Raw genomic sequence first — 12,590 nt, forward strand, 5'->3', positions numbered from 1 at the left:
GAGGGCAGGGCTGGGAGGTTGCTCGTTATTGTCGGTCAGTGATGTTGCCGTGTCGATTCCGTTGTGTTTTCGTCGGAGGGATGCCGGAGAAGTCCCAAGGGCCGCGGGTTGCCGCTTTCGCAAGCCGTCGCTCGCCGGGCGCGGGAGGTGCCCGCCGACGCCGTCGTCTACCCGACTCGCCTAGGCTGAACTTTTTGCCAGCCGTGAACGGTGCTATAATCGGTACTGTTTTCCAGTACCAAATAGGGTAATATGATGGACAACATCATCTCGGCCCAGGAACTCAAGCGCCGCGGTATTGCCGCCGTCGACGCGGCACTGCGCGAGGGACCGGTGCACGTGATACGGCGAAACCGGCCATGCTACGTCATTCTCAGCGAGGAAGACTACCAGCGTCTCGTGGATCGACGGCGTGCCTCGGAACGGCTGTGGGAACGCCTGTTGACCCCTGCGTCGACGGATGGGCGCAGTGCACGCGAGATCAACGCGGCGCTGGAGGCCGAGCGAGGGGCCTGGGATGACCCCCACGCAGGCGGCTATTGAGGGCGATTGGTGCGGTCTTTCAGGGATTGATTCGGCCCCGTGATATTTCTCGACGCGAGCGCCATCATCTACCTGTTCGAGGGCGATGCGGAGGCGCAAGCTGCGGTTCGCCGCACGCTGACGGAGCTGCACACGCCGGAGCCTTCACCGCCGCTGGCGGTCTCCGCGCTCAGCCGTCTGGAGTGTCGCATCCGGCCGCTGCGTGAAGGCAACACGGCCTTGCTCGAGCGCTATGATGCCTTTTTCATGGATCCGGGGTTGGAAGTGATTACCCTGGACACGCCTGTGATCGACCGTGCCGCGGAGCTGCGTGCCGATCAGCGGCTGCGAACGCCGGACGCTTTGCAGGCGGCATCATTGCTGGTGGCGAATGACCGGGGTCACTTCGTGACCGGAGACATGGATTTTGCGGCGGTGCCCGGTTTGCGCGTGCGTTGTCTGTGGGATCAAAAATAATCCCGCGGTGGGCTACTGGCATTATCCGCTCTGGGATGTGCTGATATTTCAGGCGTGGTTGGAAGATGGCGACGGTGCGGCAGGTGAGACGATATCGCTCGATAGCCGCTTGAAAGCAATGTGACTATGGTCATATTTGATTCGCGAATTATATGATGGAAATCAAAGCCTCGGAGTTCAAGGCGCGCTGCTTGAAACTGATGGAGCAAGTGGCCGATACACGCAAAGTTGGCGATCGCGTGTGCTGGAACTCCGAAGCGGGCGAAGTCAGCGGAAAAATCATCGAAGTCCATACCCGCGATGTCGAATACAAAGGCCACATGCGCCGGTGCAGCGAAGACGACCCGCAGTACGAGATCAAAAGCGACAAAACCGATCACATCGCGATGCATAAGGGCTCCGCGCTGAGGAAGGTGGAGCGCTGAGAGGGAGCGGTGCGACGTCCTTCGTTGCAGCAGTCTTTCCGCCGGATGCGTCGATCTCGGATCGAGAGCAACTCGTTCACAGCAATGGCATCGTTCCACGCGCCAGCAAGCGTTCCGCCTCGGTGACCATCCTCCGCAGAACCTGCGCCGCCGGCTCGACCGTGGTGATGAGATCGATGGCCTCCCCGCAGAACACGACAGCGGTATCGACATCCCCGCTCGCCGCGGCGTCCCAGTAGCTGGCGCCCTGACGTTCGAGATCGCCTTGAAGTCCGGCTTCATCGCCATGCCAGCGGGCAGTGAACCGATTCCTAAGCGCGCGTCCGGTGTACGGCTGTGGCCAGGAATAGCCGCGGACGATATCGAAGACCCGCGTGCGCAGCGTTTCATCGCCTTTGCCTCCGGCGATCGCCCGCTTCGCGGCCTCGTGCCCGAGCGCCTCTTCCGTAGCATAGAAGCGTGTCCCGACCAGCGCACCGCTCGCCCCTAACACCAGGGCAGCAGCTAGCCCGCGTCCATCGGCGATCCCTCCCGCTGCCGCCACCGGCAACGGTGCGACCGCGTCCACCACCGCCGGCACCAATGCGAACGTGGTTCGGCTCGCACCGTGACCGCCCGCCTCGGTACCCTGCGCCACGACAATGTCGGCTCCACCCTCAGCCGCCCGTACGGCGTCCGCGACGCTTTGCACCTGGCAGATCACTTTGGCGCCCGCGTCTCGTGTTTTCCTGACATAAGGGGTGAAATCCCCGAAGGAGAACATAACGGCGACCGGCTCCTGATCGAGGGCCAGGTCCAGGAGTGAGGGATCGCGGGCGAGCGACCAGGTGATAAAGCCGACTCCGACGCGGGCGCCTCGGCTTGCATGGAGCTCGCTACGCAGCCATGCCGCATCGCCATAGCCGGCACCGAGCAATCCCAGACCGCCGGCCTCACTGACGGCGGCCGCAAGAACTCCGCCGGATACGCTACCCATGGGGGCAAGCAGCACCGGAAGCTCAATGTCGAGCAGCTTGGTCAAGCGCGTATGCATCATGCCCCTTTGTCTGTCGCACGCCCCGAACAGCATCCAAGGCCGTAGTAGATGTTAGATAGCTTATCACCGCGCAACAAAGACTCGGTGCGCTTCGCGCAGGCGTGTGATCAGCGGGATTTCGAGGAGCGTTAACCGTCCTTTTCCAGCTCATGGAGAGCGATCAGCGAGTGCGCGTAAGCGCCGCCGGCGCGCTGGTGTGCCAGGTGGCGAGGTTCTCGGTGATGCCCTCGGACTCGATCATGATGATATCGGCGCCGGCGTCGAGCGCCTGCCGGGCGCGATCCACAAGATCACCTACGTCCTTTTTGCCCTCGGCGGCGAGCTCCGCCTCGGTGGAGTCGCCGCCGGAGCCGAACTGGATGCCGAGCTCGGGCTTGGCCTTGAGGTCCGCGCGTTTCACCCGCTCGACTAGCCGGCACAGCCCAGAGGTCGGCATCGACAGGAAGTCGGTGGAGATCTCGATGACGTCGAAACCCCACCTCTTTCGCCTCGTCGAGGTACTTCTCCACCGCCTCCGGGCCGTAGCGCAGCACGGTCTCGATCCAGCCGCCGCCGGAGGAGATGTAGGCGTCGTGTTCGTGGGCGAAATCGCTCATCGCGCGTACCTGCGCGCGGGGCAGGATCCGCCGGCCAATGCGAAGGAGTGGAACGACTGGCCCGACAAGCTCCATTTGCTGACGCGGTGAGGGAGGAGCCGGGCAATGTCGTCTTGTGCACTCAAGGCTGGCCGGGCACGCGCCAATGCGTGCCATACTGTACTGGCACCCGTGGTATCGCGGCCCGCCGACTGCCGCTCGCGGCGCACGGTACCACCTCTACGGGCAGCAGCCAGCGCCACGCCCTGATGCCGCGCTCGTTTTCACGGACGTCGCGTTGACGGGGCACGGTGGCGGGGCATTGTTTGCCCGGGCGACGCCTCGAGCCAATGGGCGACGAGCTCGGTGAACGGCGTTTTGTGACAGCGCACGGCCTGCCGGGCGCAGGCTTGCGCGTTGCAGTTATCGCCATAAGCGAAGTGGATGAGCGCTTCTCGCAGGTACCGGGACGCCTCGGCTTCAACGGCCTGTGCCAAGCCGAGGTCGGCGCCACAGCGGGGGCACAGGGGCTCGCTCGTCAATGCGGCCCGGCACAGCGGACAACGGGCCATCTCAGGCCTCGAGGAAATAGATCAGGTCGGTGAGTTGCTCAATCGCCGCCGCCAGTGCCTGCTCGTCGCCCTCGGCGATCGCCTCGTTGATCTGCTCGACGCCATCAACCAGATCCTCGCGGTCTTCGGCCGTGGCGCCGTCCATAAGTTGCTCGGCCTTTTCGATTAGTGCCCTGCCTTCCTCAGCCTGGCCCAGCGCCGTCGCGTTGGCGCCGCCGGTGTGCGCGGGCGTCGACTCGCCTTCGAACAGTTGCCCGATACGCTCACGCGCGGCATCGAGTGATCGCGTCTCGTTACGCTCGACCGCCTTGTCAATGCGGATACTTTTCTCCAGATCGGTCGCTTTCTCTCGTGCCGTGACGTGGAGAATGCCGTCCAGATCCAGTGCAAACGTCATCACTACCGGGTTACCGGCGGGCGCATCACGCAGGCCCTCGACCGTGAAGTGCCCGATCCGCGTGTTGTTGAGCGCATCCGACGCCTCCCCTTGGAAAATCTGCACGTCGACGTTCTGTTGGCCATCGTGAAGGGTATAGAAGACCTCGCTCTTGGTGACCGGAATCGGCGTGTTCTTGCGAATGACCGGAACAAAGCAATAGGGATGATATGCGCCGTTCAATTCGCCCACCGCACTGGTCCCGAACGTGTACGGGGTGATATCGACCAGCACCGTGCGAACCGGGGCGCCGGCGATGATGGCCGCCTGGCTCGCCGCCCCCGTGGCGACACACAGCTCCGGATCGAGTTCACCGCGCGGCTGTAGCCCCAGTTCGGCCTCCAGCCGTTGGGCGATGAGCGGCGTACGCGTCGCCCCGCCGACGAGTAGGACTTCATCCAGATCGGCGGTGGTCAGACCGGCACCGTCGAGGGCCGTATGCACGGCTTCGAGCGTCTCGTCCACGTAGGCCGAAATCATCGCCTCGTAGTCGCTACGCGCCAGTTCCAGCGCCAGATTGACCGGCCGGCCGTCGCGTTCCAGCAGGTACTCTTGCTCGATGCACGCGTATGGCTGATCGGAGAGCGCGATTTTGGCCGCCTCGGCGGCCCGCCGGATACGACCCATGGCGGGGGTCGATGCCGCGGCGTCCACGTCGTGGATCTGTTGCAGGTGGTTGAGTACGTGCTCGATGATTCGGCAGTCGAAATCGTCGCCGCCCAGGTGATTATTGCCGTGGCTCCCCAGCACCTCGACGACGTCACCTTCTATCGCCACGACCGAGACGTCGAATGTGCCGCCGCCGAGATCGTAGACCAGAACATGCTGGCGCGTCGACGATCCGGCCTCATAGGCCAGGGCGGCGGCGGTCGGCTCATTGATGATGCGCGCTACTTCCAGGCCCGCGATTTCGCCGGCTTCGCGCGTCGCCTGGCGCTGCGCATCGGAGAAATAAGCCGGTACGGTGATGACCGCGCGCGTGACGGGCTCGCCGAGATGGGCCTCGGCCACGCTCCGGAGCCGGCGCAGGATCATGGCCGAAATCTCCTGCGGGCTGTAGTGCTGGTCACCCAGCATGACCGACTCGTCGCTGCCCATCTGCCGCTTGATGGAACGAACGGTGCGTTCCGGGTAGAGCACTGCCTGGTTTTTCGCCGGCTGGCCGACCAACAGCGAATCGGCGTCATCGAGACCCACCATCGAGGGCAGCAGGCGTGTCCCCGGTTCGATCTCCAGCACCTCCACGCGCCCCTGCCGAGCCACCGCAACCTCTGAATTAGTTGTTCCCAGGTCGATGCCGATAATGTTCTCGCTCATAGGTCTTGCTCTGTCTTGTTGGCCACGACCTCCGCCAGGCGCAATACTTCGCCTGCACGTTGATAGCCCCGGTGGGCTTCCTCCAGTACCACGCCATCTGGTTGGCCGGGCTCGGCGCGCACCGCAGCCACCCGCATCACATGCGGGTCGACAGGCTCGCCGATCGTCTTCACCGGGATGACGTCGTAGGCGGCGAGGATCTGGTCCAGGCGCCGCAGGGTGATGCCCAGGCCTTTGCTCAAATCATCGATCAATGCCCGTTCACGGCGTGAGCACAGCCGCGCGAACAGGCCTGGGCGATGCCGGGCGGCGAACCGATGGGCCGGCTCCAGGCGATCGCGCAAGGCGATCAGCTCCCGCAGCAGTCCGCGTTCGGCACTCGCTGTTGCCGCGGCCTGTTGGGTACGACACGCTTTCAGCTCTTCCTCGGCCCGCCTGCCACTTGCTTCCAGGGTCGCAAACACACCGCGGAACTCATCCAGTGCGCGCTTGACTTGACGGGATTCGAGTCGCACCTCGTTTCTCAGTCCGGCGAGCTCGGTGAACAGGGTGTACAGGTCCACCTCGCGCCCCGTCTCGGTCTCGTCATGCGGCCCTTCCGGCAAGTCGTCCAGATAATCGCGCAGCTCGCCGATCAGCCGCTCCTTGGTCTGCTCATCCATTGATATCAACCGACCTCCAGGCCCGACGCCAGTGCTTGTCGGATCTCCTCGGCCGTGGGGCGTCGCCGCGTACCGGGTTCGAGCACCCGCGCCGCGATATCAGCGCCGGTCGGAACCTCGAGATGAAACAGATCGTGGGCGAGCCGCCGCCGATGGCTGCGGATCTGTTCATAGGCGTTGCGCAGCCTCTGAAACCCCTCGGGGTCGCGCTCTGGCGGATGCCTGCGCAAGCCGTCGAGATAAGCCGCTCGGATCGCGCCGTCATCGGCATGCGCCCGCGCCACGCCGAGAACACGGTAGGGATCGTTCATTGTTCGTCTCCGAATAGATCATCCTGAAAGGGATTCGTGCGCTGGGGCTTTTTCGGTTTTTGGGGCGTTTTGGGCTTGCGCTGGGGCGCGCCCGGCATGTCGATCTCCTTATTCAAAAACGCCTCGATCCTAGCCTGGATATCCGGTGGTATCGACTCGTCACGCGCAATGGCGGCCTCGAGGCGCTCCAGCTCGGCGCCCCCCAGGATCGTCTCGAGCAGCGATCGGAGGGCGGGATCCAGTGCCCCTTCGGTCACCGCAGGCCTCTGCGCCTCGCCGCCGGCGTACGTATCATCGGCAAATGGGTCGAATTCATCGAAGTGCGCCGGTGCTGGGAAGGCCGCGTCCAGGGCCGCCCGGATGCGCTCGGCGGTGCGTATGTCGCCGGCTTCATAGGCTCGGGCGGCGGCGGTGTCAATGTTGTGGAATTCGCGTTCCCAGGGTTTGGGCGGCCGACCCTCCAGGCGGCCCATCGCCCGGTAGAACACCAACAGCGGCGCCTTGGGCCAGCGCCGCAGCCCGCTCTGGGCATAGCGTTTGAGCGGACCGTGTTGCTTATAGCGCAGCAGCGTCTCGCAGATCCGTTGGGTTGTCTCCCAGTCCAGCTCCGCGTCGGCCGCGCGATTAATGGCCGGTGTCAGTCTCTGCAGGGCGGCCCGCGCCGCAGGCGTGTCCTGCTGGTCCTCCCGCAGGGTGGCCACGGCCTGGATCAGGGCCAGCACCTGTTCCCGATTGCCCTCGGTGTGCACGGGCGGCAGATTGGCCGCCCGAGTGAGCGATTGGAGGTTTTGGCCGATGCCGCCCGCCTCCAGCAGCAGATAAAAACGCCCCGTAAGACCGCCTCCGGCTCGTGTGATACCCGCATTGAGCCGCTCGCAGGCGGCTTCGCGCCCTTCGGCGGTGAGCGTGATCATGCCATCGAGCACCTGTATGCGCCCCTGGTCCACATCGCTGCGCGCCCACTCCATGGCATGCGCCAGTTCGCGTCGTGCGGCCATTATTTTGTTAGCCTTGATCTGCTTGCGGGCATGCGCTAGATAGGCATCCATAAGCAAGCCGCGCACGCGCGAGTTGATGGGGTCGATGGCAAGTAAACGCTCGGCGAAGCGAGTAGCCTTCTTGTACGCGCCGCCGGCGACGGCCGTGCGTGCCGCCCGAAACAGGCATTCGATGTCGTCGGGAAAATACCGCAGTGCCTTGTCGACTGTCTGGCGCGCCGCCTTGAGATCACGCACGTGAAGATAATGATCGATTAGACGAAAATAACTGCTGTGATCCTCGGGGTCGAGCTCCAGACTCCGCGCCAGATGATCGACCGCCACGGCCGCTAGCGGCGGATCCGCCTGTGGTGGATGAAGCAAATCGGCGATGTGGCGATGGATCAGGGCACGACGCAACTTCGCGTCGTCATCGGGTGCGCGCTCGGCGGCCAGCGCGCCCAGCAGTCGCTGCCACTGGTCTACGGCATCCCACGGCGTCCCATACGCTTCCATGAGCAGCGCGACGAGACGCCGGTTATCTTCCGGCGGCGAGGCTTTCTGTATCCTGGCGAGCCGCGCATGCAGCCGGGTATCGCTGCCCGCGAGCGCAAAGGCCGCTTCGCGAGAAAATCGCGCACCCAATACGTTGCGCTGATTCATGACGAAATCAAATAACGCCCGCGTACCGGGCGCTGAACCCAACCGCGCCAGAGCCGCCACAGCCTGGCGCTGTTCCGGTCGCCAACCGGCGAGTGCGGCCACGACGGTCACAATGTCGCGCGGCAACCCGGACACCTTCGGCTGGGTGTCGACCTGCGTATCCAGTTCGGCGACCGCCTCCAGCGCCTCCCGGATACCGGCGAACGGGGTATCGGCGGGCACCCGGGCCAGAATTTCGGCCGCGGCGCCAGGCGCCTGCTCATAACGCGTCAACGCTTTCATTAACTGGCGAAAATCGCGGTAAGGAGAGCGGAACGAGATACGTGCCAGCGCCGCTTCAAGCGCGGCATCGTCGTGGTGAGCGTAGGCTTCAAGCGCCGCATCGGCAGCCGCGAAATCGCGGGCGACCGGATCATCGGCGCCGAGGTACGCGATCAGATCACCGCCACCCGCCAGGGCGCCAGCCGCGAGACGCGCCTGCAGCCCGCCAACCCCGCCCGCGCCCGCCAGCGCCTGGGGAGCCTGGCGGTATAGGCGCACCAGCTCGGGTGTACGCCCTGCGGCCATCAGCCAGCTAAGGTAGCGAGGGTCGGCCAGCGGTTCGCTACAGCTCTCGGCTCGCGTCTGCCATAGAGCAATCGCCTCCTTGATCATGCCACGCGAGGCCAGATGCTCCGCTCGCCCGGCATACGCTTGTGCCAGCGCACCTACCCATGCCGGTTGTCGGCCATGATCTTTCAGCAGGCGCTTGTAATCCGCCGCCGCTTCCTTGAACCGCCTGTGCTCCAAATGCAGCGCCGCCGAGCGCGCGAGCGTTTCGAGGTTCTCCACCTTGCCCTGTTTAGCGCATGATCGCTGTTTCCGCCGAGCCATAGAAGTCCTAAAAGAGATTACCAGGAAAACGGGTGTGAAAAGGGCTGAGGATACTGTTGGGTCAACCGGCCGGGCAATCCGTATGTGATCTCGGCGTGGGCGATAGCACCGTCGCCCGCCAGCTCCGCGCAAGGGCCCCAACCGCCTCGCCCACGTCGAGCCGGCCGAGTCGGTACGGCACTATGAGTACGAGCACTCAGGAAGCTAATTGCACCTCGACGCAAAACCTCCGCTGAGCAGCACGCCGACCCGGATTCACCGCGCGTATTTGGGGCGGCGAAAGGGGTTCACGGGAATGCACGGATCGCCCCGGAATCGCTGCGACGATTCAAGGCCCAGATACGCCGGCTGACGCGGCGCAAGTGGGGCATCAGCCTGGAGGAGCGAGTGTGTCGGCTCAAGATCTATCTGACGGGATGGCGGGGCTATTTCAGGTTCTGCGAGACCCGTTCCAGATGGGCTGCGTTGGCTGGCGAGCGCAGCAGATGCACAGTTTCCATCAGTGCGTTGTACTGCGCTGATGACATCACGACAGCCTCCGGTGCATCCCGCCGGGTAATGATGGTGCAGTCCGCGTCGTCATTGACCCGATCAAGAACGGCTTTCAGGTGCTTGCGCGCCTTGCTGAAGCTGATCGTGCGCATGCGTCGCTTCTGAATATGTACAACTCACGGGTCGAAGCGTGAGGCACCGCAATACATCGCAGGTGCTGTCTCTCTACCCAGGCGCGGTATGCGGGGTCTGTGGAGCAATCATTTATCGGCTGAGGGCGAACACGTTTCGCAGCTCTTCGTCCCTCAGGTTGCCGATCCACTGCTCGCCGGTGCCGACGGTGAGTTCGGAGAGCGCCCGCTTGGAGCGGATCATGTCGTTGATGCGCTCCTCGAAGGTCTCGCGGGTGATGAGCCGGTGGACCTGCACGGTCTGTGATTGGCCGATGCGGTAGGCGCGATCGGTGGCCTGCGCTTCCACCGCCGGGTTCCACCATAGATCGAAGTGAATGACCTGTGAGGCGGCCGTGAGATTGAGCCCGGTGCCCGCGGCCTTGAGTGAGAGGATGAAAACGCGCTCGGTGCGATCGCCCTGGAAGCGCTCTACCATGGCGTCGCGGTGCTTGCGCGAGAGACCGCCGTGCAGGAACGCCGGGGTGCGCCCGAACGCCTCGGCAATCCAGCCTTGCAGGAGCTCACCGGCTTTGCGGAACTGGGTGAATAACAGCACCTTTTCGTGCTGACGGTGCGTCTCGGTCAGAAGCTCGAGCAGCCGTTGTGCCTTGCCGGAGTGCGCCGGCGTTGCGGCACCGTCGTTGAGGTACTGTCGGGGGTGGTTGCAGATCTGCTTGAGCGCAAGGATCATCTGCAAGACGAGTCCCTGGCGCTGGAAGGTATCCGACTCGCCCTGAATGACCTCCAACCCTTCCCTGACGACAGACTCATAAATGGCGGCCTGTTCCTCGGTAAGCTCGCAGAACTGGTCCTGTTCAATTTTCTCCGGCAGATCGCTGATGATCGAGCTGTCCGTCTTCAACCGCCGCATCAGGAAAGGCGCGGCGGCCCGGCGGAATCGCTCGGCGACGCGCTGGTCTCCGTGCACCTCGATGGGGGTGGCGAATTGCTCGCTGAACCGTTTCGGCGTGCCGAGGTAGCCGGGGTTTGCGAAGTCCATGATGCTCCAGTATTCGGAAAGCCGGTTCTCGACCGGGGTGCCGCTCATGGCGATGTGGGCGCCGGCGCGCAGGGACTTGATGGCTTTGGTCTGTGCGGCGGAGGGGTTTTTGATGTTCTGCGCTTCATCGACGATGACAACGCGCCAGGAGAGGCCCCGCAAGGCCGCCAGATCGCTGCGCGCGTGTCCGTAGGTCGTGACGACAAGGTCCGGCTGCGCACCGGGTGCAGGCAGGCTGCGGCCGGGGCCGTGATAGACGTGTAGCGACAGCGACGGCGTGAAGCGCTCGATCTCCTTGCGCCAGTTGGTGAGCAGACTGGTGGGAACAACGATCAGCGCGCTTGCGTGGCTGCCGATCTTGCCGTCCTCCTTGAGCTTGAGCACGGTGGTGAGGACCTGCAACGTCTTGCCCAGCCCCATATCGTCGGCAATGACGCTGCCGAGCCCTACGTCGGTATTGCCGTAGAGCCACTGGAATCCGCGTTGCTGGTAGGGGCGCAGCTCCGCTCGAATGGCTGTGGGCAGAGGCACCTCGCTGATTGTCTTGAGTGCCTTGACGCGCTCGTGGGCCGCGTCATCGAGGTGCACCGGCGCGCCTTCGTACTCGCCCGTCAGGGCAATGCGCGTAAGCTCGGCCCCGTGGAGCCGCGCGGGTTTGTCGAGCTGATTGCGCAGACGCTCGACTTCTTTGGGCTCGAGGTAGACATACTCGCCGCGGAAGCGCACGACGCCCGTGGCTTCGCTGACCAGGGACTCGAACTCCTCGGGGGTAAGCAGCTGATTGCCGACGGCAACGCGCCAGTTGAAGCTGAATAGGTCGTTGGCGCTGAGGAATCCGCCCGTTTCTGCCTTCTTGCCGGTGACCTCCAGGGAACGCTGCGGTTTTAGCAGTTGCTCCAGTACGCGTGGCAAAAGGGTGCGGATGCCCAGAAGCTGGACGATGGGGAAGACCTCGAAGAGCAACTCGGGAAGCCGGTCGGCCGCAACGCGCATCGCTGCGTTGGCACCGGTGCGTACATAGTCGTTGATGGGCGGGTAGGACTCGCCGAGCATTGAGATTGTCTTCAGGATGCTGCTGCGCTGCGTTGCCCACTTCGGATCCCGAAGTACCTGTGCGAGCGGCATCGGTGTCCGTGCCGCGGCGCCGTTACGCGCTGTGACGTCGATGGACAGCGTGAAGGCGTCGGCGTCTTCTTCCAGCCGCAGGACTGGCGCGTGATCGCTCTCCGCGAGATGGAGCCGGGCGAGCCAGGTGCGGATGCTCCCCGGCACGGCCCCCTCGCCGGGGCCGTCGAACCATTCGCAGCCATCCCCGAAGAACAGCCTCATGACCTTGTCGTCGCGCTGCGCGTCCGGGAGATCGGCGCCCCCCTCGCGCATCCAGTGGTCCATGAATAGCCCGCACAGTAGGCGCGCCTGCATTCGCGGCGAGATCCGCCGCTGGCGGCGCCCCACCTGTAGGCGCAGCAGATTCGACGGCAACCCGCGGGCGAGCTGCTCGATGAGTGCCCGCACGCTGGGATCAAGCGTCGCGGGTAGCCATAGCAAGCCAGTGCCGCTGCGTTGCAGGGCAAAGATCCAGGGCACGGCTGCACCGGCTTGGAGAAAGTGCATTGCGGCCCGGTTGGCGGCATGCAGTCCGGCCACCTCGGGTTGATAATCCGGCAGGTCGGCCGCTTCTAGCGCACCAACGGCGGGGAGCAGGTCGGCAAGCTCAGTCACGCCTTCGGCGTCAATGACGGTGGTGTCCGCGTTTGTGTCGACGAGCAGCCGCGGCGTGTCCTCGGGCGTTAGGCGGGTTGTGGGACGCTCCCGCGCTGCTCCACCGTCGTGCTCCAGTTGGCGGCGAGCGGCCTTGGCCAAGCGGCGCATGTGGGTTGTCCAGCGCTTTCGGAAATCACCCGCTGGACTGAATGGTGGATTTGGCGGCAAGGCTTTTGGCAGCGCGTCAACCAGGTTGGACAGGCCGGAGTAGTCGATGTGAGCGAGGGTGTCAGGCTCGGGTGCGGGTTCACGTTCGTTCTCATCCGCGCCCGCCAGCGCGAGCTCGTCGAGCCCGGGAGGCGCGCCTGTGGCGTC

12 protein-coding genes and 1 pseudogene are annotated in these 12,590 nt (G+C 64.4%); 3 read left to right on the forward strand and 10 right to left on the reverse strand.

Going from position 1 to position 12,590, the window contains the following annotated elements:
* The first annotated feature begins 255 nt into the window (after nucleotides 1-255).
* The 3 genes from AC52Q4_RS09225 to AC52Q4_RS09235 all read left to right on the forward strand — a co-directional run bounded on the left by AC52Q4_RS09225 (nucleotide 256) and on the right by AC52Q4_RS09235 (nucleotide 1,424).
* Entirely contained in the window at nucleotides 256-543 is a 288-nt protein-coding gene (locus AC52Q4_RS09225; RefSeq protein WP_495536515.1) for a type II toxin-antitoxin system Phd/YefM family antitoxin, read from the forward strand.
* Nucleotides 544-582: 39 nt separating this feature from the next.
* Complete coding sequence (locus AC52Q4_RS09230) at nucleotides 583-999, forward strand: type II toxin-antitoxin system VapC family toxin (RefSeq protein ID WP_495536504.1); 417 nt, start codon at nucleotides 583-585, stop codon at nucleotides 997-999.
* Between the two features lie 152 nt (nucleotides 1,000-1,151).
* On the forward strand, nucleotides 1,152-1,424 hold the full coding sequence (locus tag AC52Q4_RS09235) for a hypervirulence associated TUDOR domain-containing protein (RefSeq protein ID WP_495536505.1): 273 nt from the start codon (nucleotides 1,152-1,154) through the stop codon (nucleotides 1,422-1,424).
* 76 nt (nucleotides 1,425-1,500) lie between these two features.
* On the opposite strand, the gene AC52Q4_RS09240 is transcribed toward AC52Q4_RS09235, so the two are convergent.
* The 10 genes and pseudogenes from AC52Q4_RS09240 to AC52Q4_RS09285 all read right to left on the reverse strand — a co-directional run.
* Entirely contained in the window at nucleotides 1,501-2,460 is a 960-nt protein-coding gene (locus AC52Q4_RS09240; protein WP_495536506.1) for an NAD(P)H-dependent flavin oxidoreductase, read from the reverse strand.
* Nucleotides 2,461-2,620: 160 nt separating this feature from the next.
* Nucleotides 2,621-2,896, reverse strand: a complete 276-nt coding sequence (locus AC52Q4_RS09245) for a phosphosulfolactate synthase (protein ID WP_495536507.1) — start codon at nucleotides 2,894-2,896, stop codon at nucleotides 2,621-2,623.
* Between the two features lie 91 nt (nucleotides 2,897-2,987).
* Nucleotides 2,988-3,212 (reverse strand): annotated as a pseudogene (locus AC52Q4_RS09250) (hypothetical protein); the annotation flags it as partial.
* 107 nt (nucleotides 3,213-3,319) lie between these two features.
* A complete protein-coding gene (locus AC52Q4_RS09255; RefSeq protein ID WP_495536508.1) occupies nucleotides 3,320-3,607 on the reverse strand; it encodes a hypothetical protein in 288 nt (95 codons plus the stop codon).
* Between the two features lies 1 nt (nucleotide 3,608).
* The gene (locus AC52Q4_RS09260; RefSeq protein ID WP_495536509.1) at nucleotides 3,609-5,360 is read right to left on the reverse strand and encodes an Hsp70 family protein; all 1,752 of its coding nucleotides are present in this window, start codon (nucleotides 5,358-5,360) and stop codon (nucleotides 3,609-3,611) included.
* Nucleotides 5,357-6,022, reverse strand: a complete 666-nt coding sequence (grpE, locus tag AC52Q4_RS09265) for a nucleotide exchange factor GrpE (protein ID WP_495536510.1) — start codon at nucleotides 6,020-6,022, stop codon at nucleotides 5,357-5,359. Before grpE ends, AC52Q4_RS09260 begins: the two co-directional genes overlap by 4 nt.
* 5 nt (nucleotides 6,023-6,027) lie before the next feature.
* Complete coding sequence (locus AC52Q4_RS09270) at nucleotides 6,028-6,333, reverse strand: molecular chaperone DnaJ (protein WP_495536511.1); 306 nt, start codon at nucleotides 6,331-6,333, stop codon at nucleotides 6,028-6,030.
* Entirely contained in the window at nucleotides 6,330-8,804 is a 2,475-nt protein-coding gene (locus AC52Q4_RS09275) for a hypothetical protein (RefSeq protein WP_495536512.1), read from the reverse strand. The genes AC52Q4_RS09270 and AC52Q4_RS09275 overlap by 4 nt, the downstream gene beginning before the upstream one ends.
* A 467-nt stretch (nucleotides 8,805-9,271) precedes the next feature.
* Nucleotides 9,272-9,490 (reverse strand): type II toxin-antitoxin system Phd/YefM family antitoxin, encoded by a 219-nt coding sequence (locus tag AC52Q4_RS09280; RefSeq protein ID WP_495536513.1) that lies wholly within the window; start codon nucleotides 9,488-9,490, stop codon nucleotides 9,272-9,274.
* Nucleotides 9,491-9,602: 112 nt separating this feature from the next.
* Nucleotides 9,603-12,590, reverse strand: a 2,988-nt coding sequence (locus AC52Q4_RS09285; RefSeq protein WP_495536514.1) for a DEAD/DEAH box helicase, incomplete at its 5' end; no start/stop codon positions are given.

The sequence above is a fragment of the Nitrococcus sp. genome, assembly GCF_059432795.1.